This is a genomic window from Aquabacterium sp. A7-Y, from assembly GCF_026153205.1.
Lineage (GTDB): Bacteria > Pseudomonadota > Gammaproteobacteria > Burkholderiales > Burkholderiaceae_C > Caldimonas.
The window spans coordinates 26,880-49,183 of record NZ_JAPFBW010000007.1; the positions used below are offsets into that span (position 1 = coordinate 26,880).

The following is a 22,304-nucleotide window of genomic DNA, read 5'->3' on the forward strand; positions in this document are numbered from 1 at the left end:
AACCGAAGCCATCCGCTGAATCTCTACCGCGGCTCCCGCCCGACTCGCCCGCTCAAGGGGACGCTCCCAGCGGCGTCATGACCTTTTTCATCGTGGCTGCCTTTCTCAGCGCCTCGGTGTGTTCCTTCATTGCCGCCTACCGCGCCTTTACCGGCCAGAGCGGCATGCTGTTCGGCCTTGCGGCGGGTGTTTGCATGCTGATCGCGACAGGCCTCGCAAAAAGCTCGGCCAAGTAGCGTTGGAGCGGCTGCGGCGCTCCCGGAGCGCGGCGACTCTGCCGTCAGCAGCAAGGTGTCAGTCGGATGAGACCGGCCGTTTGCGCCCCTTGCTCTTCTTGGCCGCCAGTCTTTCAGCGATCTCCAGTTCGATCGATGCTTGCAGTTGCGCCTGGCGTGCCGGGTCCTGTGGTGGAGATTTGCGATCACCGACAATGCCGTGTTTCTCCCAACGATTGAAGGAGGAGGGCGGGGTATCAGCGGGGGCGGGAGACCGGGGCCAGACGAGCATCCCGCCGAACACGGCGAGGACCGTGATCATGAATCCTGTCCCTGCAACGGACAAGTCGTCCTTCAGCTTGCCTTCGGTGCCGTCATAGAGACCTGCACCGTAGGCAGGAACGAGCACGGCGACCTTGGTCCCGACCTCCCGGTGAAACCGCTTGCCGCCGTCCGAAGTGGCAAGCCACTTCTGTTCTCCGTACGAGTCGAGATACGTGACGCGGGCGCGTCGCTGAGTCCTGTCGACACTCACCACGACACCCGTCACTTCGTCGTAGGCGAAGAGCATGTTCAATGCCTCCGCCGACGACTTGAGGCTGTTGACGAACATCACCAGGGCAAGCGCAAAGAGGCACACGGCGAACAGCGCGCGCAGCATGCTCGACACGCCGTGCGCAGCCCGTGCTAGCAGTTCTACTTTCATCGCTCGGGATTCTGCCGGCTATCGCTGTCGCCGTTGACCCTCATTCAGAGGGCCAACGGCCCTCTGCCTGCGCGCTTCGCGCCTGAACCCTTGTGCTTCGATCGGAGGGCGAAGAGCGCGCCGTTGCTGCCCCCCACCTCTCAGCGCAGCCCCTGCTTCGCCCCCGGCAGTGCCCCCCAGAAGTCGCACTGATGGATCTGCTCGAACGTCCCCCACTTCAAGGTCCCGATCCCGTCCGGTGACAGATGCTGTACGGCCTTCGTCGGCACCCGGAACGTCGGCCACTTCGCAGCCCCGGACACCTTCGGCGCGCCGATGCGCGCCAACGCGGCCCAGTACGCCCGCATCTGATCCGACAACACCTGCTGTGCCGGCGCGAACTGGGGCGGTAGGCCAGTGCTTATATTGATCTGGAAGATGTAAGGAATTTCCGTGCCATGTGCTGAACCGGACGGCATGTAGGGCGACTCGACCAGCACCGCTGGGGCCTGAGGGTCGTCGAATTCATAGGCCCAGGTCGGTACCCATCGCGACAAGGTCTCGTACGTCTCGAGGTTGGGGCAGGCGAACAGCGCATCGGTCAGCATGGCGGACAAGGCGAGATTCGCATGACCTCCATAGGCCGACGACGGGTAGCGCGACATGACCCGCTGCGCGCCTGTCTCTCCGGCGAAACGCTCCAGCACCTCCCGGTATTGCGCCTCGCTCAGCGCTGCCTGCTGGCGCAGCTCCATCAGGGCCACGAACAGCCGTCCTTCGTCGCGTGTGGTGCCGATCATCACGGGCACGTGCTGCAGCCGGCCGCTTTTCAGCGCGTGGTCTGGCGACACCGGCACCACCCGGCCATCGGCCACCGGCGCCCAGCTTTCGCTGTCAACGAAGAGCTCGACGGCGTAGGCGCCCCCCGCCTGCGAAACAGCCTCGGCCGGCTTTGCGCGCAGACAGGCCAGCCGTCCGGCGGGTTCGGTGCAGGCCAGTCTTTCCGCCAGCACGTCGCCGGTGCGCGCAGCCTCGCGGCTCGCCACACTGATCCCGTTCGCGCCGGGCGAGCTCTGCACCACGCCGCGGTGGAACAAGCCGCGCGACTGCGGTGAGACCAGGTGCAGCAACACGCTCGCGCCGCCGGCCGATTCGCCGAAGATGGTGACGCGATCGGGGTCGCCGCCGAAGGCCGCGATGTTGCGCTGGACCCAGCGCAACGCCGCCTGCTGGTCCTGCAGCCCGTAGTTGCCGCGCGACCCGTCTCGCGACTCCTCGGCCAGCTCGGGCAGGCCCAGGAAACCGAGCGGCCCCAGCCGGTAGTTGATCGTGACCACGACGGCGTCCTCCCGCGCCGCAATGGCGCTGCCGTCGTAGGAGTTGCCGGTGCCGATCACGAAACCGCCGCCGTGGATCCACACCATCACCGGCCGGTGCATCAGGGTGGCGCGGGCAGGCGGCGTGTAGACGTTGAGGTAGAGGCAGTCCTCGCTGCCGCGCGGCAGGGGCAGCTGCGTCGGCGCCTGCACGCAAGGGCTGGCCAGGCGGGTGGCATCGCGCACGCCCTCCCAGGGCTGGGCCGGGCGCGGTGCACGCCAGCGCAGTTCACCCAGCGGCGGCTGTGCATAGGGGACGCCAAGGAAGGCGCGGTGACCGCTGCTCACCACGCCGCGCAGCAGTCCTGTCTCGGTGCGCACCTGCGCCAGGTCCGGTTCGGCGGATGCAGCCGTGCCGCAGAGCATCGCAGCCGCGAGCAGCAGCAGGCGGCGCCGCAGGGAAGGTCTCGTGTTCGTCATCGAAGATCTCCTCGGAGGAAACACTTGGACGCTCCGGCACGCATGGACTTCTCCGAAGCGGCCAGAGCGCGGGAGGGCTCATCGCGGCCTGCGAGCAGAGGATCCGCTGCCTCACAAGCCGGTGGCCCACCCCATCATCAAGTGCCTGCCGTGCACCTGCATGTCCAGGATGGCGCCATCGTGGAAACGCTGAGGAAGGCCGGTCACCTGCGCTCCCGTTCGTTGGGGCCACGAGTGATGGCGCCTCGCGTTCGGGCCTTTCCCGGCGAAGCTGTCGCACGCAAGCGAAAGCCGCAAGGGTGAGAAAACTCCTTGATGTATGCAGGGATGGCTCGGTGATGGTGGGCTGTCTACCCACCTGAGTGAGCGATGTTGCTCCGGGTCGACGGCGACTAAGCTGTCCCGGGATGGTGAGGCGTCGGGTACAGCCCGGCGCGGGGAAAGGGACAAGCACAATGAGACACAAGATACTGGCCGCTGCGTTGGGGCTGGCGGCTCTGCTTTGGCTGGCCGAAGCAGCGCACCTGGCATTGGCCCTGGCGGGCTTTGCGCTGTTGATCTACGGAGTCGTCGCGGTGCTGCGCTTCGCGCGCAACCTGGACGTGAACGAGGGCAGCGCCTCGTCCGGCTTCGGCAGCGATGGGCGCAGCGACAGCGGCGAGTTCCTCAACTGGAGCGGCTCCTTGACCGAACCGCAGGAGCAGGACGGCGAGCGCGTGGCGGACGCCTGCGTCGACGACGACACCCGTGAGGGCCCGGGTCAGGACGATGGCCGCCGCAGCGACAGCTCTTCGTCCTCCGACTCGTCCTCGGAGTCGGACTCCGACTCTGACTCCGACTCCGACTCCAGCTCGTCCAACGACTGAGCGCCGCGCGCGGCCGAGGCAAGCCGCGCGGTCATCGACAGCAGTGCGGCAGCAGAGGCTCGAAGCATGGCACACGGGATCGCGACCTTGGATGGCAGGTCCAGCGCCACGCGTCCAGTCCCCGGGACGACATGGGGTCAAGGCTCGACAAGGGCGCGTGCTTGAAGTGGAATGGCGCCTCTTTGCGCCGGCCCTCTATGCCTCAGGAGTTCCACCATGCGGCTGCAGTCCAACTCTGCCTGGTGCTGCGATCCCCGCGGCTTGTGCGTTCCCGAGCTGCTGGCGGTCGCGACGCGGGGCGCCGTCACCGGCGTCACGCGGCGACCCGCGGCGACCTTGCTGCTTTCGGCCAACGGGCAGCCCTTCACACTCCATATGCCGGGGCTGCAGGCGCTGCGCGGCACGTCGGCCTTGATCGCACCCGGCCAGGTGCGCAGCCTGCAGGCGCCGGAGTCCGAGCTGCTGAGCCTCAACATCGAACCGGGCCACCCGCGTTTTCGTTCGCTGGCCGAGAGCCTGGCAGGGCGTCGGGCACGCGTCTTCGCGCCCCGGCATTTCGACGGCGGGGGCGACGCCCTGCGGCTGGGCTACGAAGCCCGCCGCGGTGCAGCCGCGATCCTCGGCGCCATCGAAACCTTGCTCGACATGGCGGCCGGCCGGCCCCAGCCCGCCACCGAGCGCGACCGCCGCGTGCAGCACGTGCTCGCCACCCTGCAGGCCGACCTGCCCGAGCGGCCCCCGCTGGCAGCCCTGGCCCGCTCGGTCGGGTTGTCCGCCGACCGCCTGTCTCACCTGTTCGTGGAGACGATGGGCATGCCGCTGCGCTCCTACATGCTGTGGCAGCGCTACCGTGCGGCGCTGATCCAGCTGCCGCGCTGCCCCAGCCTCACCGAGCTGGCCAACCGCTGTGGCTTCTCCGACGCCGCCCACATGACACGCACCTTTGTGGGCTTCTTCGGCGTCTCGCCGTCGCGGTTGCGTCGTAGCGGTTTCCTTCAAGACTTCTGCGCGCCGACGTGAAACGATGCCCTGGCGCTGCCGCTTGGTATGCAGCGCGCTGCCATTGTCTTCAGGGAGGAATCACGCATGGCCGCCTATCGCAGCACCCCCATCCGCACGTTGCAGGACCTGCAGCGTTTCGAGGCCGAGGCGCCGTTGGAACAAAGGCTGCGGGCCACCAGCGTGCATGACGTGTTCGTCGATGCCGCAGCTGCCTACCCCGAACATATTGCGCTCACGATGCTGATGACTGGCGAGGCCGGGGAGTCGCCACGTTGCATGAGCTATCGCTCGCTGCTCGACGGCGTGACACGCGCCGCGAACCTGTTCACCGTCCTGGGCGGCCGCGATCCGGTGGTCGCCTTCCTGCTGCCCAACCTGCTCGAGACCCAGCTCACCCTGTGGGGCGCCGAGATCGCCGGCCAGGCGGTGCCGCTCAACTTCATGATGCGCCCCGAGGCCCTCGCCCAACTGGTACGCGCCTCCGGTGCGCGCATCCTGGTCGCGCTCGGGCCGCATGCCGGCTCGGACATCTGGAGCAAGGCGCTGGCCGTGCAGGCCTTGTTGCCGTGGCTGGTGCTGGTGCAGGTGTCGCCGCCTGACGTCCCGGTGGTCGACGGCGCGCGGGGCTTCTGGACCGTGCTGATGGAGCAGCCGGGCCGGCAACTGTTGCAGGGGCGGCCCAACGGCGGCGACACGGTGGCGGCCTGGTTCCACACTGGCGGCACCACCGGTGAGCCCAAGCTGGTGGCCCAGACGCATCGCAACCAGCTGGCAGCCGCCTTCGGCGGGGCGGTGTTGACCGGGCTGGGGCCGGAGGATGTCACGACCAATGGCGCGCCGCTGTTTCACGTCGGCGCCTGCATCGCGGGCTCGCTGGCGCCCTTCCTGGTGGGGGCGCGGGTGCTGATGATGTCGCCCGAGGGCCTGCGCAACCGGGCCATGATCCGGCAGTTCTGGCGTATCGTCGAGCGCTACCGGGTCACCGTGATGGGGGCGGTGCCGACCGCGCTGGCGGCGGTGCTCGATGTGCCGGTGGACGCCGACATCAGTTCGCTGCGCTGCGGCGTGGTGGGCGCGGCGAGCACGCCGGTGGCGGTGGCCGAACGGTTCGGGCAGGTGACGGGCAAGCCTTTGCTCGACGTGCTGGGCATGACCGAGAGCGGGGGGCTCACCGCCATGTTGTCGGCCCAGGCTGAGCCGGTCATCGGCTGCGCGGGTTGGCGCCTGCCGTATACCGAGGTCTGCGTGCGCCGCGTGGAGGCCGACGGCCGCCTCGGGCCGCCCTGCGAGCCGCGCGAGATCGGCATGCTGACCGTTCGCGGCCCCACCATCTCGCCGGGCTACCGCGACCCGAGCCGCAACGAGGGCGTTTTCGTCGACGGGTGGCTGCACACCGGCGACCTGGCCTGCACCGACCGGCTGGGCCGGCTCTACATCACGGGCCGGCTCAAGGACCTCATCATCCGCAGCGGCCACAACATCGACCCGGCGATGATCGAGAACGCCTTCCTCGCTCACCCCGCGGTGGTGCAGGCAGCCGCGGTGGGGCAGCCGGACCGCTACGCGGGCGAGGTGCCGGTCTGCTACGTCTGCCTGCGCCCGGGCACCGAGGACGTCGACGCCGAGGTCTTGCGTGCCTTCGTCGAGCCGCTGATCGCCGAGCGCCCGGCCTGGCCGCGCCACATCTACATCGTCGATGCCCTGCCGCTCACCGAGGTGGGCAAGGTCTACAAGCCGGAGCTGCGCTGCGACGCGGCGCGGCGCGTGCTGAGCGAGCTGCTCGCCGACAGCCTGCGCGACTGGCAGCTGACGGAACAGCCCGGCCTGCAGGTCAGCGCCGGCGGCGCCCAGGGCATGGAAGTGACGGTGCTGCTGCGGCATGACGACCCGCCGCTGGTGCAGGCGGTCGCGGCAGCCTTGGAGGGTTTCCTGTTCGAGTACCGCATCGCGGTCCTGTCGCCCGACTGAGGGGCGGACAGGGACGCGTGCGACGGCTCGACGCGCGCCGCTCAGGCCGGCGTCTTCTCGAAGAAGCGTCGCATCAGCGCAGCACAGAAGGGCAGGGCGCTCTCGTGATACCCCAGCGGCTGGTCGTTGGCGCGCGCCAGTGCCTGGAAGCCCGCGTGGATGGTCTTGCGCAGCAGCGGGTCCTCGGGCAGGCTGTCGACGTCTTCCAGATCCCAGGCCGGCACCGTCACGCCGCGCGCGGCGAAGGCGGCCCGTGCCGCCACCGTGTTGGCGAAGGCGACCGTCGGATCGTTGCGTGCACCGCACAGCGCCATCGGTCGGGCCGGGGTCCACTCAAGCAGGCTGTTGGCCCTGAGCGCCGCCTGCAGCCGCGAGCCGGCGTAGCTGTGCCGCAGGCTGTCGGTCAGCAGGCCGCCGGGGCCGAACACGCGGGAGTAGCCCGGATCATCGGCCGGCAACAGACCGCGCCGCGCCAGCTCTTCGCGGGGCATGAGATGGGGCAGCAGGTTGTCCATGAAGAGGTCGAAGGGCGGCTGGTAGACCTCGGACGGATGCTGGTAGATGTCGCGGTAGATGCGCTGGAAGCTGGTCAGCACCATGGGCATGAACAAGGTGCCGCCGATCACCGGCGTGCCGGCCACCACCTGATCGCCCATGCCGGCGAGGTCGTAAGGGCCGGACATCGGACCGCCCGCGGTCGCCTGCAGGCCCTCGACCGGCTCGACCTGCAGGCGGCGCAGCGTCGCCATCGCGACGTGGCCGCCCTGCGAATAGCCGGTGACGTAGAGCCTGCGCGCGGGGCTTGCCGTGCCGGACGGGTAGGGGTGGGCGAGTGCGGCCCGCAGTCCGTCAAGCATGTCGGCCGACTGCGAGTCGGCATGCAGGTAGGGGTGGAAGTCGAGCGAGGAACCGTCGTAGCCCAGGTAGTTCGGCGCGACGACGATGTAGCCGCGTGCAGCGAACATGGCCATCACGATCGCGGCCTCGTTGTCGTGCTTCACGTCGCTCATGTTCTTGGCGAGGTCGGTCGAGGTGCCGTGCGCGTAGAGCACCACGGGACGCGGCCCGCGGCAAGCGGGGTCGAGCCCGGTTGGCACCATCAGCGCCTCCGAGGCGTGGGCGTCGCGGCCGTCCGGGGTGCGGGTGGCGTAGCTCAGTCGCCAGATCCGCACCGCGCACAGCGGGTCGCCGCTCAGCTCCCGGATGTCGAGCCGGTCGATGGCGGCCGAGATGGCCGGGCGGTCCTGGGTCGTGACCGCGACGACCGACAAGGTGCTGCCTCGTTCGCGCAACCGGGAGGCGTGCGCGGCACCGGTCGGATCAGCGCCGTCGCTGCCCCCACTGCCGCCGCACGCGGCGAGCAGCAGGGTCAGAGCCAGGCTGGACAAGGAGCGAGGGAGGGCGCGAGAGGGGGGACGGAATTTCATCACAGCAGAACCTTCTTGTTGGCATTGACACCGGTCCTCGCGTCGGGCGGCCGCCCGCCACTCGACCGGCGCCGCGATGCTAGGCAGGCTGCTGTGAAAAATGGGGGGGCAGGCACGCCCGCCTGCCCGAAAGGGCAGGGTCGAGCCATCCCGGCGCTGGTGTTGGTCCCCGGGGCACGCGCCCCGCTCGCTCAACCCAAGGTCAACTCACCGCCGAGCGCGTCGACGAGGTCGGGGATCAGCTTGCACAGTTCGCCGGTGGCGATGGCTGCGTCGGCGTCGAAGTTGTCGTCCTTGTCGCTGGACTGGCCTTCGAACACGACATCGAGGAAGCTCAGCTTTTTCACCAGCATGGTGTCGGTCAACACGAAGGAGACGCGGTCGCTCCAGGTCATCGCGAGCTTGGTGGGAACCTTGCCGCCGGCGATGTGCTGGCGCACCTCCTCGATGTCCAGCGGGTGGCGCGAGTAGCGCACCACCGACTTCATCTCGTCGGCCGACTTGAGCTCGCACTCGCGGTCCACCGAAAAGCCGGCCGGTGGCTCGCCGGCGACCAGCCACTCCGACATCGCCACGGCGGCCGACTCCTGGGTCTGCAGCGGGCTGACGGCGAAGCCGTCCAGGTCCTTCACCAGCGCGGTGACGACCTCCTCGGCGCGCGCCTGGCTGCCGGAGTCGATCACCAGCAGCCGCGCCTTCGGGTCGATCCAGACATGCACCGAGGCCTGCTTGGTGAAGGCCATCGGCAGCAGCTCCAGCACCGCCTGCTCCTTGATCTCCTTCATCTGCTTCTTGCCCGGCTTGCGGCCGCTGGTCTGCTCGATGTGAGCGGCCAGTTCCTCGGTGCGGCGCTTCACCACCGAGCCGGGCAGCACCTTGGCCTCGATCATCAGCTTGAGCAGCAACTGCCCGCCGACCGACTCGACCAGCGGCGCGTGCGGGATGCCGCGTGGCTCCACCCAGCCGAAGGACTTGGGCTGGGTGGTGCCGCAGGGGACAAAACGGGCCTTGTCCAGGCTTTCTTCGATCTGCTCCAGGGTCGCGGCCCAGTCGGGGCCGATGCGATACACCGTCAGGTTCTTGAACACGAACTGTCTTCCTTGCTATGCGGGAGTGCCCCGGGGCACTGCGGCGCCGGGCAAAACCCACGATTGTCCACGCACTCGCGGGCAGGGCGCCTTCCGGGGGCGCTGCGGCCCCGACGAGCGGCCGCAGTGCGTGTCGTTTTCACGCCGCAGTCACCTGCGTGCCGCCGCCGCGGCCGCTGCCGTTTCAGCTACGATGCCTGCGGGCCGCCCTCATGCGCGGCTCACGTCGCTCGGACGGTTCCGGGCGCTCACGTGAAAGACTCCACATGTCCGCTTCCACCGGCAAGCGCCGCTTCGCGCGCATCGACCGCCTTCCCCCCTACGTCTTCAACATCACGGCCGAACTCCGCATGGCGGCCCGGCGTCGGGGCGAAGACATCATCGACATGAGCATGGGCAACCCCGACGGCGCCACGCCGGACCACATCGTCGCCAAGCTCACCGAGGTCGCGCAGCGGCCCGACACCCACGGCTACTCCTCGTCCAAGGGCATCCCGCGGCTGCGTCGCGCGATCTCGCACTGGTACCGCGAGCGCTATGAGGTGGAGATCGACCCCGACAGCGAGGCCATCGTCACGATCGGCTCCAAGGAAGGGCTGGCCCACCTGATGCTCGCGACCCTGGACCGCGGTGACACCGTGCTGGTGCCCGACCCCAGCTACCCCATCCACATCTACGGCGCCGTGATCGCTGGCGCCGACATCCGCTCGGTGCCGCTGACGCCCGAGGTGGACTTCTTCGGCGAGCTGGAGAAGGCCATCCGCGGCAGCTATCCGAAGCCCAAGATGATGGTGCTGGGCTTCCCGTCCAACCCCACCGCGCAGTGTGTCGAGCTGGACTTCTTCGAGCGTGTCGTGGCGCTGGCGCGCAAGCACGAGATCCTGGTGGTGCACGACCTGGCCTACGCCGACATCGTGTTCGACGGCTGGAAGGCGCCCTCCATCCTGCAGGTGCCTGGCGCCAAGGACGTCGCGGTCGAGTTCTTCACGCTCTCCAAGAGCTACAACATGGCCGGCTGGCGCATCGGCTTCATGGTCGGCAATGCCGACCTGTGCGCGGCGCTGGCACGCATCAAGAGCTACCACGACTACGGCAGCTTCACGCCGCTGCAGGTGGCCGCCATCGCGGCGCTCGAGGGCGACCAGCAATGCGTGCGCGACATCGCCGCGCAGTACCGCAGCCGCCGCGACGTGCTGGTCAAGGGCCTGCACGAGGCCGGCTGGCTGGTCGACTGCCCCAAGGCGTCGATGTACGTCTGGGCTCGCATTCCCGAGCGCTACCGGGCGATGGGCTCACTGGCGTTCGCCACCGAGCTGCTGGCGCGCGCCAAGGTGTCGGTGTCGCCGGGCATCGGCTTCGGCGATCATGGCGACGACCACGTGCGTTTCGCCTTGATCGAGAACGAGGCCCGCATCCGTCAGGCGGTGCGCGGCATCAAGGCGATGTTCAAGGCCGACGGCGTGACGAAGGCAGCCGCCGGCTGAGCCGCCGCGCACACGCAAGTCACCGGCCGGAGGGGACAGGTCCCCTGGCGCACAAACGAGGTGACGCGGTCACCGGCGCGCTCTATCTTTGCAAGCGGCTCTCGCCGGCTGGCGGAGGGGGCCTGTCCCGCCGGGGATCCGAGGAGTGCGCATGAACCTGTCCCGTCCGTACCGGTCCGCCCTGTTCCGGTCGCTGCGCTGCCTGCTGGCGCTCGCGGCCCTGGGCCTGGCGGCGACTGCCCAGGCCCGCTTCAGCGTGGTGCACGACCCGCTCTATCAGGCCACCACCCACACCTCCACCATCACCGCAAGCGCCGTCGACCAGCCCTACGGCGTGGTCGCCATCGAGATCACGGTGACCACCGGCGAGATGACCGACTGCTCCGAACTCGGCATGGGCACCAGCGTGTTGCCCTGTCGGCGCGGCGCCACCACGGTGGTACACCGCTGCAGCTATCTCGGCTGGCCGCGTCAGGCGACCTGTAGCTACTCTCAGGTGCTCACGGCCCGGCGGCTGGTCAGCTACCGGGCCGTGCTGCGGCCCGTGTTCGGCACTCCGGTGTCCTCCGAGGAAGTGAGCTATGCCGGCGGCACCCCCCCGGCGGCGCCGCTGGCCCGCCCGGTGGTGTGGGAGCGCATGGCGAATGCGGGCCGCCGCATCGACGTCGGCCTGTTCCCGGACGCCGACTACGGGAGCGACTACCACGACTTCACCCGCGACCTGCAGACCGTGCTGCTCGGGGCCTTCTTCAATGACGGGCAGTCCTTCGCCCAGACCTACACCGCACGGCGCCGCAGCTTCAACCTCTGGGCCGGACCGGCGGGCGCCGATGCGGAAGGGTGCTTGCGCCGCGTCGACGGTGATGCGGCACAAGTCGCCGCGGTGCTCGACGGCCAGGTCATCGTGCACCGCAACGAGTTCCGCGACTGCGCTTCGCTGTCGCTGGGCGGCGCGGGCAGCGTCTGGGGCAAGCTGACCGACGCGGCCTGGGTCTTCATGCACGAGAGCGCCCACTTCCTGTTCGGACAGGGCGACGAGTACTGCTGCGACGGCGGCTACGGCTATGCGGGCGACTGCGGCAACGTGTTCTCCTCGTCCGCGGCCTGCCGCAGCGCTTCACTCGCGCAGGGCGTGGACCCGGGAGCTTGCGTCACGATCGGGAATACCGGCAGCTGGCGCAACGACAGTGGTGGCGGCTACGAAACCATGGCCGACCGCACCTTCGAGAGCCAGTGGCTCGACAACAGCCGCGTCTGCGTCGAGCGGCGGCTCTCGCGCTGTGCAAGGAGCACCTGCTACTGAGCCCACCCGACCGAGGCTGCCCGCGAAAGGAGCTGACGATGAGAGCGATGTCGCACCGCCGCATGAACCCCTGGGCCGGTCTGCTCGCCTTGCTCCTGGGCACGGCCTGGGGCCAGGTGAGCGAATCGACCAGTCCGGAGCGCTCGGTCGATCCGGGGCTCGACAACGCGCCGGTGCTGCAGCAGCTGACCCCCGGCCTCGCGCTCGTGCTGCAGATCGACGGCCGCAGCGTGCGCCTGGCCGACGCGCGCCTGCTGCTGGTGCCGCGCGACAAGCGGGTTTCGACCGAAGGCGAAACGCTGCGTCTGGTGGCCCGCACCGCGGGGCGCGAGGTGGGCGCGGCACGCCTGCCCGATGCACGCGTCAACGTGCAGGAGGGGCGCGGCCTGGTGGTGCTTCGGCAGCGGGTGATCACCGGTTACCTGCCGGTGACGACACGCCCCGACGAATTGGAGGTCTGGTTGCCGGGGCGAGGCGCTTCGACCCGGCTGGACCTGCGGCCGGCCTTGGAGTGGTCCTGCCGGGGCAGCGCGGCCTCGCCGCTGTGCCGGCCTGGCGGTGAGGTGGCGCCTTGAACGAGGCGACGTCGGGCTTCAACGGCGGGGGGGCGGGCGGGCGAACAGCTGGCGACAAAGCTCACACTCCACCAGCATTTCTGTCTCATCACTGATAACTCTGACAGTCGCTTTGTATCGGTACGTTGTCTGATGATCCCGGCTGTGACAGCAGCAGTGGCAGACAGCAGGTGGGCCCTCGTGGGCATCACCGCACTCCCGCGCATCACTCCTTTGGGCCGGGCTGCGGCCGGCCGGTAGTGCCGAGCCGGGCCGCCCCGGCGCAAGCGACGGCGATCGCTCACACGATCACACGAAGACCCACCGACAAGGCGCAGGACCGTCTTTGAGACGGCACCTGCCCGCCAGGCTGCCGGCGCTCGGGCGCGACGGCAGCCCTGACATGCAACGCGAGGAGGCCAGCATGCGCGATACATCCCGCCGCCCTGAGACGAAGCGCTTCGATCCCTATGCCGCCGACCGACCTCTGGGCTTGCGTTGCCGCTGCGGCAGCGTGCACGAGGACGGTGCAGCTGCCTCGCCGCAGTGCACCGAGGGCTACACGCGCGACTTCATCGAGGCCGCCCTGGTCAAGGCGCTGCTGCCCGAGGAGCGGCTGCGGCGCCGCTTCCTGCAGGCGGTCGGCAGCGGCACCGCCCGGGCGGCGATCGCCTCGCTGCTGCCGATGTCGGCGCTCGAAGCCATGGCCCAGGACAAGGCGCCGCTGGAGAAGAAGGACCTGCAGATCGGCTTCATCGCCATCACCTGCGCGACGCCGCTGATCATGGCCCACCCGCTGGGCATGTACCAGCGCGAGGGCTTGAACGTGCAGCTCAACAAGACCGCGGGCTGGGCGCTGATTCGCGACAAGATGATCAACCGCGAGCACGACGCCTCGCACTTCCTGTCGCCGATGCCCTTGGCCATGTCCATGGGCCTGGGCTCGACACGGGCGCCAACCAGCGTGGCCACGATCCAGAACGTCAACGGCCAGGCCATCACGCTGCATGTCAAGCACAAGGACAAGCGCGACCCGAAGCAGTGGAAGGGCATGAAGTTCGCGGTGCCCTTCGAGTATTCGATGCACAACTTCCTGCTGCGCTACTACGTCGCCGAGCATGGCCTGGACCCGGATCGCGACCTGCAGATCCGCGTCACGCCGCCGGCCGAGATGGTGGCCAACCTGCATGCCGGCAACATCGACGGTTTCCTCGGGCCCGACCCCTTCAACCAGCGTGCCGTCTACGACGGTGCCGGCTTCATCCACCTGCTGTCCAAGGAAATCTGGGACGGGCATCCCTGCTGTGCCTTTGGCGTCAGCGAGGAGTTCATCCGCAGCCACCCGAACACCTTCGCGGCGCTCTACCGCTCGGTGCTCAACGCGGCGGCGATGGCCCGCGATCCGTCCAACCGGGAGGAGATCGCCCGCGCGATCTCGCCGTCGGCCTACCTGAACCAGCCCGAGACGGTGGTCCGGCAGGTGCTTACCGGCCGCTTCGCCGATGGCCTGGGCAGCGTGCGCAACGTGCCCGACCGCACCGACTTCGACCCGATGCCGTGGCAGGCGATGGCAGTGTGGATGCTGACGCAGATGAAACGCTGGGGTTATCTGAAGGGCGAGGTGAACTACCGGCAGATCGCCGAGAAGGTGTTCCTGCTGACCGACGCACGGCGTCAGATGAAGCTGCTCGATCAGGCCGAGCCCGACGAGCGCCGGCAGCAGATCCGCGTGATGGGCCGCGACTTCGATCCGGCACGGCCCGAAGAGTACGTGAAGAGCTTTGCGATTCGCAAGGCGGCTTAGTCTTTCTGGAACTTCGATGACCGATTCAGCGATACCGGGCCACGACCCTTACGATGCCGACCGTCCGCTGCTGATGCGCTGTGCCTGCGGCCAGGCGCGCGGCGCGGGCCTGAACGAGGAGCCGGCGACAGCCTGCAGCCCGGCCACGGCTGAGCAGGCGGTGAACCGGTTTGTCGAGGCTGCGTTGGTGAAGGCCCTGTTTCCTCGCGACGAGGTCCGGCGGCAGTTCCTGCGCGCCGTGGGCCGGCGCACCGCGATGGCGGCGATCGCCAGCCTGCTGCCCATCGCGCCCTTGCAGGCGCTGGCCCAGCAACGCGGCGCGCCCGAGAAGCGCGACCTGAAGATCGGCTTCATCAGCATCACCTGCGCGACACCCTTGCTGATGGCCGAGCCGCTGGGCTTCTACCGCGACCAGGGCATCGCCGTGAAGCTGGTCAAGACGCCGGGGTGGGCCGCCATCCGCGACCGCGTCATCAGCCGCGAGCACGACGCCTCGCATTTTCTGTCGCCGATGCCGCTGGCGATGAGCCTGGGCCTGGGCTCGGACAAGGTAGCGACCTCGGTGGCGACGATACAGAACATCAACGGCCAGGCGATCACCCTGCACGTGCGGCACAAGGGGCGTCGCGATCCCAAGGCCTGGAAGGGCTTCAAGTTCGCCGTGCCCTTCGTCTACAGCATGCACAACTTCTTGTTGCGCTACTACCTCGCGGAGCACGGCCTCAATCCCGATACTGAGGTCGAGATCCACGTCGTGCCGCCGCCTGAAATGGTGGGCCGGCTCAGGGCCGGGGACATCGACGGCTTCCTCGGTCCGGACCCCTACAACCAGCGTGCCGTCTACGACCAGATCGGTTTCATCCACGTGCTCTCGAAAGACATCTGGGACGGCCATCCCTGCTGCGCCTTCGGGATGAGCGACGAGTTCATCCGTGAGCACCCCAACAGCTTTGCCGCGATGTTCCGCGCCATCATCGGTGCGTCCTTCATCGCCAGCGTCTCGACCGACCGGGCCCGCATGGCACGGCTGATCGCGCCGGCGGCCTACCTCAACCAGCCGGAGGAGGTGGTGGCCCAGGTGCTCACGGGCGAGTTCCCGGACGGGCTGGGCCATGTCCGGCGGGTGCCCGACCGCGCGCTCTTCGATCCGGTGCCCTGGCAGAGCATGGCGGTGTGGATGCTGACGCAGATGAAACGCTGGGGTTTCCTGAAGGGCGACGTCGACTACAGCCAGATCGCCGAGAAGGTGTTCATGCTGACGGACGCGAAAAAGCAGATGGGCATGGCCGGCTGGCGCCCCCCGGAGGGGGCTTACCGCAAGGCCCGCATCATGGGCAAGGTGTTCGACCCGGAGCAGCCGGAGGAATACCTCAAGAGCTTCGCGATCCGGAAGGTGGTGGCATGAGGGAGGCCGTGTCCGAGTCGCTGCCCCCCGCGGCGACGGTACCCGCGGCGACGGTACGCCGCAGCTCGCGGCTCCCGCTGCACGCGGGCCTGCTGTCGCTGTTGCTGCTGGCGGCGCTGCTGGCGGTCTGGCAGTGGGCCACGCTGCCGGGAGCCGACGGCCAGGCCGGGCTCACACCCGAGCAGATCGAGTACGCCCGCCTGATGGGCCAGGAGCCCGGGCAGCGCCGAGAAGCGGGTTTCCCGCAACCGGCCGAACTGGGGCGGGCCATGCTCGCCCACCTGTCCGACCCCTGGCGCGACGCCGGGCCGAACGACAAGGGCATCGGCGTGCAACTCGGACATTCGCTGCTGCGTGTCGGGCTGGGCTTCGGCATCGCCGTGCTGGTCGCGGTGCCACTGGGTTTCCTGATCGGCACCAGCCCGCTGGCCTACCGGGCGCTGCAGCCCTACATCCAGGTGCTCAAGCCGGTCTCGCCGCTGGCGTGGATGCCGCTGGCGCTCTACACCATCAAGGACTCTTCGATCTCCGGCGTGTTCGTGATCTTCATCTGCTCGATCTGGCCCCTGCTGATCAACACGGCCTTCGGCGTCGCCGGCGTGCGGCGCGAGTGGCTGGCCGTCGCACGCACCCTGGAAGTGCCGCCGCGCCGCCTGGCGCTCGAGGTGATCCTGCCGGCCGCGGCGCCGACCATCCTGACCGGCATGCGCATCAGCATGGGCATCGCCTGGCTGGTGATCGTCGCGGCCGAGATGCTGGTGGGCAGCACCGGCATCGGCTACTTCGTCTGGAACGAGTGGAACAACCTCTCGCTGGCCAACGTGATCTTCGCGATCCTGGTCATCGGCGTGGTGGGCATGCTGCTCGATCTGGGCTTTGCGCGCCTGCAGAAGGCGGTGACCTATGTTGAGTGAGGAGAGCATGACGTCCCAGCCGGGCCCGGACTTCCTGCGTGTCGAGGGGCTGGCGAAGGCCTATGCGGGGGCCGACGGCCGGCCGGGCCCGACGGTGTTCGACCAGATCAACTTCGAGGTTCACCGCGGCGAGTTCGTCTGCCTGATCGGCCATTCGGGCTGCGGCAAGACCACCATCCTGCAAGTCCTGGCCGGGCTGGAGCGGCCCAGCGCCGGCCGGGTGCTGATCGAGGGGCGCCCGGTCGGCGGGCCGGGACTCGACCGCGGGGTGGTGTTCCAGGGGCATGCGCTGATGCCCTGGCTGTCGGTGCGCCAGAACATCGCCTTCGCGGTGCGCAGCCGCTGGCCCGGCTGGTCGCCCCGTGAGGTGGATGCCCAGGTGACCCGCTACGTCGAGATGGTCGGCCTGGGCAGCGCCATCGACAAGAGGCCGGCGGCGCTGTCGGGTGGCATGAAACAGCGCGTCGGCATCGCGCGGGCTTTCGCGATCGAACCGAAGATGCTGCTGCTCGACGAACCCTTCGGTGCGCTGGACGCGCTGACCCGCGGAACCATCCAGGACGAGCTGCTGCGCATCTGCGCCGAAACGCGGCAGACGGTTTTCATGATCACGCACGACGTCGACGAAGCCATCCTGCTGGCCGACACCATCCTGCTGATGGGCAACGGTCCGCAGGCGCGCATCGTCGAGGTGGTGCGCAACACCATGCCGCGCGGGCGCCAGCGCGCCGGCCTGCATCACGACCCGCAGTACTACCGCATCCGCAACCACCTGCTGGACTTCCTCGTCGACCGCTCGGCACGCTTCTCGCATGGGCGGGCGCCGGCGCGGCCGCCCGAGGTCCGGCCCGGGCTCGACCTCGAACTGAGCCCCGAAGCCCGGGCGGCCCTGCAGGGTTGAGGGCCCCCGGCCCGTCGGCCCTGCGGCCTTTCACTTGCCAACAAGGAGCTGTCTCCATGAACCGTCTGGATGTCACCGAAAAGATCATCGCCGTCAAGGTCGCCAAGGGCCTGAAGTGGGCCGACGTCGCCGAACGTGTCGGCCGCAGCAAGGAGTGGACGACCGCCGCGCTGCTGGGCCAGATGACGCTGACGCCCGAGCAGGCCCAGGTGGTCGCCGAGATCTTCGGCCTCACCGAGGCCGAGGCGCAGTGGCTCACCGTGGTGCCCTACAAGGGCTCGCTGCCGACCAGCGTGCCGACCGATCCGCTGATCTACCGCTTTTACGAACTCGTCAACGTCTACGGCACCACCTTCAAGGAGCTGATCCACGAGGAGTTCGGCGACGGCATCATGAGCGCGATCGACTTCCGCATGGATCTGCAGCGTGAGCCTGACCCGGCGGGAGACCGGGTCCACATCACGATGTCGGGCAAGTTCCTGCCCTACAAGAGCTACTGAGCCAGCGACCGGGTGCGGGCGGTCGGGAAGCCGCTCGCGCTTTTCGAGCGAGGGCGGAAGGGGAGGGGTGGAGCGGGGGCGACTTGAAGAGATGGTGCCCGAGAGCAGACTCGAACTGCCACGCCCGATGAGGGGCGGCGGATTTTAAGTCCGCTGTGTCTACCGATTTCACCACTCGGGCCCGACCCGAAGCATACAGGACACGACGCAGCCGGCGCTTCCCGAGGCCGCCGTCTCAGGCCGGGTCGGAGGGCTCCTTGCGGCGGGTGCCGCCCTCGCCGCTGTCCTTGCCCAGCAGGTAGCCCGCGATGGTGCCGAGCAGGCCCATCACGGGGGCGACCTGCTGGTCGCTGTAACCGGCCACGACCAGGAAAAGCGCCGCGACGATGATCAGGATGGTGCCGAACATGCGAAGCACCGACTCCGCGGTCTTGCCCCGCTTGACCAGCAGCGCCGCGACGCAGATGACGAAGCTGCCGAAGACCAGCACCGAGGCGCTCATCGTCATCGCCTCGGTGGTGCTCCACCAGCCGGGCATAGTGTTGTCGGGTGGCGGCGCGGCCGGTGCGGGCAGCCCCTGCTTGATCTCGGCGATGCGCGCGTCGAGCGACTGCAGTTCCGACGCGGCCTGCAGCTCGGAGTAGGCGCGCGTCAAGGCCCGCTCCCCGCGCCGCGGTGCCGCAGCTTGAGTTCGGCTTCCAGCAGCACCACCTTGCGCTCCAGCAACTCGTTGAGTTGACGCAGCCGGCGGTTTTCCTCGGCCAGCGTGTCGTCGGGGTGTGCCGGCGACGCGCCGCCGGGGGCCATGCGGCGGTCCTGCAGCTGGTTGACGTCGACGGACGGCACTGCGGCAGGACCGCGGCTCCGTTCGCGGGCGGGGTCGCGCAGGGTTTCGGCGGGCGCCCCTGGTGGCGGGGGCGACTGGCGCAGGCGCTCGATGCGGGGCGTAGACGCTGCAGCGTGGGCGTGCGGGGCGGTCTGCGCCGCCGTCTCTGCGGCGCAGAGCAGGGCGGCTGCCGCCACGCAAAAGGCGATCGGGTTCATGGCCTTCCTCCTTCCGACGCAGTGTCGAAGCCCGGCCCGGCCGCGTACATCCCCAAAAATGACCAGCGGATAACCCTGAGCTTTGCGGCCGCGTGGCTGCCGGCCGGGCCGTGCTGGTGCTCTGGCATGATTGGCTGCGCCCCCACCGCTTCGGGGGAGGAGACAACAACCATGTCCTGGTTCCCCCAAGCCGCGCTCAACGAGGGGGTGCGCAAGCGCGAGGTGTTTGCCTGGGCGATGTACGACTTCGCCAACTCCGGCTACACGACGGTGGTGCTGACAGCCGTCTTCAACGCCTATTTCGTCGGTGTCGTGACCGGCAATGCAGGCTGGGGCACCTTTGCCTGGACCGCCTCGCTGGCCCTGTCCTGCCTGATCGTGATGGTGACGATGCCGGCACTGGGGGCGTGGGCCGACCTGCGCGCCGCGAAAAAGCGGCTGCTGGCCTTCACGACCGCCGGCTGCGTCGTCTCCACCCTGGCCCTGGCATTCGCGGGGCCGGGCGAGGTCGGCTGGACGGTGGTCGCGGTCGTGCTGTCGAACTGCTTTTACGCTTACGGCGAATCGCTGATCGCCGCCTTCCTGCCCGAGCTCGCGCGCGGCGAGGCGCTCGGCCGCGTGTCGGGCTGGGGCTGGGCCTTCGGCTATTGCGGCGGCATGCTCGCGCTCGGCCTGAGCCTGGCCTATGTGCTGTGGGCCCAGTCGCGCGGCCTGCCGGCCAGCGACTTCGTGCCGGTCACCATGGTCATCACCGCGGTGGTCTACGGGACGGCCTCGCTCGTCACCTTCACGCTGCTGAAGGAGCGCGCGCTGCCGCAGCCAGGCGCCGCCCCCGGCAGCGGCGGCGTGCGGGCTTCGTTGCGCCAGCTCGCAAGCACCTTGCGCGGCGCCCGCCACCTGCCCGACTTCAGCTGGCTGCTGGCTTGCACGGCGAGCTACCAGGCCGGCATCGCGGTGGTCATTGCGCTGGCGGCGGTCTATGCGGAGCAGGTGCTCGGTTTCAAGCAGGCGCAGACCATGGCCCTGGTGTTCCTCGTCAACATCGCGTCCGCGCTGGGTGCCTTCGGTTTCGGCTACCTGCAGGACCGGGTCGGCCACAAGACGTCGCTGGCCTGCACGCTGGTCGGCTGGATCGTGATGACGGTGCTGGCGGTGCTGGCCACCTCGGCAGCGCTGTTCTGGGTCGCCGCGGTGATCGCCGGGCTGTGCATGGGCGCCAGCCAGTCGGCCGGCCGGGCCCTGGTGGGGGTGTTCGCGCCGCGGGCCCGGCTGGCCGAGTTCTACGGGCTGTGGACCTTCTCGGTGCGGCTGGCGGCGGTGGTCGGGCCGCTCACCTATGGCCTGGTGTCGTGGGCCACCGCCGGCAACCACCGGCTGGCCTTCGGCGTGACGGCGGTCTTTTTCGCGGCCGGTCTGGCGATGCTGCGCCCGGTGAACGTCGAGCGCGGCCGCGCCGCGGCGCTGACGGGCTGAGGCTCCCGGGCGCCTCAGCCGGGCAGGGCTTGCACCGTGACCGGAAAGTCCAGCCACTGCGCGGCGATCTGCCTCAGCGTCGCCTCATCGCCGCTGGTGTAGAGGTGCACCGGGGCCGGCACGGCGGGATCGGGCAGGTCGCCGTGCATCTTCAGGTATTGGGTGACGGTCTGCCGGGCCACCGGCTCGGCGGTGTCGACCAGCTGCACCCCGGGCCCGAGCGCCGCCTGGAACAGCGGCGCGACGAAGGGGTAGTGGGTGCAGCCCAGTACGACGGTATCGACGCCGGCCTCGCGCAGCGGGCTGCTGTAGCGCTGCACCAGCTCGCGGACCTGCGGCGAGTCCAGGTCGCCCTGCTCGATCGCGTGCGCGAGGCCGGGGCAGGGCTGCAGGTGGACCTCGGCCTGCTGGCGGTAGGTCGCAAGCAGGGCCTGGAACTTCTCGCTTTTCAAGGTGCCGGTGGTCGCCACCACGCCCACCCGGCCCGTGCGGCTCAAGGCCACGGCCGGCTTGAGCCCCGGCTCGACGCCGACGAAGGCGGTGTCCGGACTCAGCTCGCGCAGGGTCTTGATGGCGGCCACGGTGGCGGTGTTGCAGGCGATGACGACCACTCGTGCGCCCTGCGAGCGCAGAAAGTCGCTGATGCGGCGCGAACGCTCCAGCACATAGGCCGCTTCGCGTTCGCCATAGGGCGCGTGACCCGAGTCGGCGACATACAGCAGACCGGCGCCCGGCAGCTGGCGGCGGATCGCGCGCAGCACCGAGAGCCCGCCGACGCCGGCGTCGAAGACGCCGACAACCGGCGAAGAGGCGGAGGGCAGGGACATCGGCTCAGGTTCCAGGACGAAGTCGCGGCAGTCTAGCAGCGGCCAGCCTGGCATCGCCGTTGCCCGGACACGATGAGCGTCGAGAAAAACCGGCCTGAGGCGGCTTCCCTACAAAAGCCTGAAGGGGGTGGACGGAAGCCCCCCGGCTTCCGCTAGAATAGAACGATCGTTCGTTTTTCGGCGAGGTTTCCCGTACCGGGTTTCCGAGTCACCTGTGCGGCAGCCCGACGAGTGCACCGCAACATAGAATCCCGAGTTACGTTTACGTCAATCAAAGGAGATCGTCGCATGAAGGCACTGGTTCCGGTCAAGCGCGTCGTGGACTACAACGTGAAAGTTCGCGTGAAGTCCGACGGCACTGGGGTGGACGTCGCCAACGTCAAAATGAGCATGAACCCCTTCGACGAGATCGCCGTCGAAGAGGCGACCCGCCTGAAGGAGAAGGGCGCCCTGACCGAAGTGGTGGCTGTGTCCTGCGGCGTCACGCAGTGCCAGGAAACGCTGCGTACGGCAATGGCCATCGGCGCCGACCGCGGCATCCTGGTCGAGACCGCCGAGGAACTGCAGCCGCTCGCCGTGGCCAAGCTGCTCAAGGCCCTGGTCGACAAGGAAAAGCCCGACCTCATCATCCTCGGCAAGCAGGCCATCGACGATGACTGCAACCAGACCGGCCAGATGCTGGCTGCGCTGCTGGACCTGCCGCAGGCGACCTTCGCCTCCAAGGTCGAGGTGGCCGACGGCCATGCCGTGGTGACCCGCGAGGTCGACGGCGGCCTGGAGACCATCAAGCTCAAGCTGCCGGCGGTCATCACCACCGACCTGCGCCTGAACGAGCCGCGCTACGTCACGCTGCCCAACATCATGAAGGCCAAGAAGAAGCCGCTGGACACCGTCAAGCCGGCCGACCTGGGCGTGGATGTGAGCCCGCGCATCAAGACCCTGAAAGTGTCCGAGCCGCCCAAGCGCGGTGCCGGCGTGAAGGTGCCCGACGTCGCGACCCTGGTCGCGAAGCTGAAGAACGAAGCCAAGGTGATCTGAGGAGTTGATG

Annotated in this window: 21 protein-coding genes and 1 tRNA gene; 14 read left to right on the plus strand and 8 right to left on the minus strand. The window is 68.9% G+C overall.

The window, feature by feature from the left end; all coding sequences use genetic code 11:
- Positions 1-77: 77 nt before the first annotated feature.
- Positions 78-236, plus strand: coding sequence for a hypothetical protein (locus tag OOT46_RS07585; protein ID WP_265402991.1), 159 nt, complete (start codon positions 78-80; stop codon positions 234-236).
- 58 nt (positions 237-294) lie between these two features.
- Here OOT46_RS07585 and OOT46_RS07590 read toward each other — a convergent pair whose 3' ends face one another.
- Entirely contained in the window at positions 295-921 is a 627-nt protein-coding gene (locus OOT46_RS07590; RefSeq protein WP_265402992.1) for a hypothetical protein, read from the minus strand.
- Positions 922-1,061: 140 nt separating this feature from the next.
- Positions 1,062-2,696, minus strand: coding sequence for a carboxylesterase/lipase family protein (locus OOT46_RS07595; protein WP_265402993.1), 1,635 nt, complete (start codon positions 2,694-2,696; stop codon positions 1,062-1,064).
- A gap of 455 nt (positions 2,697-3,151) precedes the next feature.
- Between OOT46_RS07595 and OOT46_RS07600 the strand changes: the two genes are divergently transcribed.
- The 3 genes from OOT46_RS07600 to OOT46_RS07610 all read left to right on the plus strand — a co-directional run bounded on the left by OOT46_RS07600 (position 3,152) and on the right by OOT46_RS07610 (position 6,532).
- Positions 3,152-3,562 carry a hypothetical protein gene (locus OOT46_RS07600; protein WP_265402994.1) on the plus strand — a complete coding sequence of 137 codons (411 nt, stop codon included), beginning with the start codon at positions 3,152-3,154 and terminating at the stop codon, positions 3,560-3,562.
- 216 nt (positions 3,563-3,778) lie between these two features.
- Positions 3,779-4,582: an AraC family transcriptional regulator gene (locus OOT46_RS07605; RefSeq protein WP_265402995.1), complete on the plus strand. Its 804-nt coding sequence runs from the start codon at positions 3,779-3,781 to the stop codon at positions 4,580-4,582.
- A gap of 66 nt (positions 4,583-4,648) precedes the next feature.
- Positions 4,649-6,532 carry an AMP-binding protein gene (locus OOT46_RS07610; protein WP_265402996.1) on the plus strand — a complete coding sequence of 628 codons (1,884 nt, stop codon included), beginning with the start codon at positions 4,649-4,651 and terminating at the stop codon, positions 6,530-6,532.
- A gap of 41 nt (positions 6,533-6,573) precedes the next feature.
- On the opposite strand, the gene OOT46_RS07615 is transcribed toward OOT46_RS07610, so the two are convergent.
- Together OOT46_RS07615 and OOT46_RS07620 are read right to left on the minus strand one after the other, a co-directional pair.
- Positions 6,574-7,959 carry an alpha/beta hydrolase family protein gene (locus OOT46_RS07615; protein ID WP_265402997.1) on the minus strand — a complete coding sequence of 462 codons (1,386 nt, stop codon included), beginning with the start codon at positions 7,957-7,959 and terminating at the stop codon, positions 6,574-6,576.
- 191 nt (positions 7,960-8,150) lie between these two features.
- On the minus strand, positions 8,151-9,047 hold the full coding sequence (locus tag OOT46_RS07620) for a recombination-associated protein RdgC (protein ID WP_265402998.1): 897 nt from the start codon (positions 9,045-9,047) through the stop codon (positions 8,151-8,153).
- Between the two features lie 266 nt (positions 9,048-9,313).
- Here OOT46_RS07620 and alaC point away from each other — a divergent pair, with 266 nt between their 5' ends.
- From alaC to cynS, 8 genes are all read left to right on the plus strand, one after another.
- The gene (alaC, locus tag OOT46_RS07625; RefSeq protein ID WP_265402999.1) at positions 9,314-10,531 is read left to right on the plus strand and encodes an alanine transaminase; all 1,218 of its coding nucleotides are present in this window, start codon (positions 9,314-9,316) and stop codon (positions 10,529-10,531) included.
- Positions 10,532-10,682: 151 nt separating this feature from the next.
- Positions 10,683-11,834: a hypothetical protein gene (locus OOT46_RS07630; protein ID WP_265403000.1), complete on the plus strand. Its 1,152-nt coding sequence runs from the start codon at positions 10,683-10,685 to the stop codon at positions 11,832-11,834.
- 38 nt (positions 11,835-11,872) lie between these two features.
- On the plus strand, positions 11,873-12,409 hold the full coding sequence (locus OOT46_RS07635; RefSeq protein ID WP_265403001.1) for a hypothetical protein: 537 nt from the start codon (positions 11,873-11,875) through the stop codon (positions 12,407-12,409).
- 403 nt (positions 12,410-12,812) lie between these two features.
- Positions 12,813-14,192 carry a CmpA/NrtA family ABC transporter substrate-binding protein gene (locus tag OOT46_RS07640; protein WP_265403002.1) on the plus strand — a complete coding sequence of 460 codons (1,380 nt, stop codon included), beginning with the start codon at positions 12,813-12,815 and terminating at the stop codon, positions 14,190-14,192.
- A gap of 16 nt (positions 14,193-14,208) precedes the next feature.
- Positions 14,209-15,597 (plus strand): CmpA/NrtA family ABC transporter substrate-binding protein, encoded by a 1,389-nt coding sequence (locus OOT46_RS07645; RefSeq protein ID WP_265403003.1) that lies wholly within the window; start codon positions 14,209-14,211, stop codon positions 15,595-15,597.
- Positions 15,594-16,511, plus strand: coding sequence for an ABC transporter permease (locus OOT46_RS07650; RefSeq protein WP_265403004.1), 918 nt, complete (start codon positions 15,594-15,596; stop codon positions 16,509-16,511). The genes OOT46_RS07645 and OOT46_RS07650 overlap by 4 nt, the downstream gene beginning before the upstream one ends.
- Positions 16,512-16,518: 7 nt before the next feature.
- Positions 16,519-17,412: an ABC transporter ATP-binding protein gene (locus OOT46_RS07655; protein ID WP_265403005.1), complete on the plus strand. Its 894-nt coding sequence runs from the start codon at positions 16,519-16,521 to the stop codon at positions 17,410-17,412.
- Positions 17,413-17,468: 56 nt separating this feature from the next.
- Complete coding sequence (gene cynS / locus OOT46_RS07660; protein WP_265403006.1) at positions 17,469-17,912, plus strand: cyanase; 444 nt, start codon at positions 17,469-17,471, stop codon at positions 17,910-17,912.
- Positions 17,913-18,004: 92 nt separating this feature from the next.
- Here the strand turns inward: cynS and OOT46_RS07665 are convergent.
- From OOT46_RS07665 to OOT46_RS07675, 3 genes are all read right to left on the minus strand, one after another.
- Positions 18,005-18,093 (minus strand) — tRNA-Leu (locus OOT46_RS07665).
- A gap of 54 nt (positions 18,094-18,147) precedes the next feature.
- Positions 18,148-18,567: a hypothetical protein gene (locus OOT46_RS07670; RefSeq protein ID WP_265403007.1), complete on the minus strand. Its 420-nt coding sequence runs from the start codon at positions 18,565-18,567 to the stop codon at positions 18,148-18,150.
- Positions 18,564-18,956 (minus strand): hypothetical protein, encoded by a 393-nt coding sequence (locus OOT46_RS07675; RefSeq protein WP_265403008.1) that lies wholly within the window; start codon positions 18,954-18,956, stop codon positions 18,564-18,566. Before OOT46_RS07675 ends, OOT46_RS07670 begins: the two co-directional genes overlap by 4 nt.
- A 171-nt stretch (positions 18,957-19,127) precedes the next feature.
- Between OOT46_RS07675 and OOT46_RS07680 the strand changes: the two genes are divergently transcribed.
- Complete coding sequence (locus tag OOT46_RS07680) at positions 19,128-20,429, plus strand: MFS transporter (protein WP_265403009.1); 1,302 nt, start codon at positions 19,128-19,130, stop codon at positions 20,427-20,429.
- A gap of 14 nt (positions 20,430-20,443) precedes the next feature.
- Here OOT46_RS07680 and murI read toward each other — a convergent pair whose 3' ends face one another.
- A complete protein-coding gene (murI, locus tag OOT46_RS07685) occupies positions 20,444-21,256 on the minus strand; it encodes a glutamate racemase (RefSeq protein ID WP_265403010.1) in 813 nt (270 codons plus the stop codon).
- A 288-nt stretch (positions 21,257-21,544) separates the two neighbouring features.
- Between murI and OOT46_RS07690 the strand changes: the two genes are divergently transcribed.
- On the plus strand, positions 21,545-22,294 hold the full coding sequence (locus tag OOT46_RS07690; protein ID WP_265403011.1) for an electron transfer flavoprotein subunit beta/FixA family protein: 750 nt from the start codon (positions 21,545-21,547) through the stop codon (positions 22,292-22,294).
- Positions 22,295-22,304 lie beyond the last annotated feature (10 nt).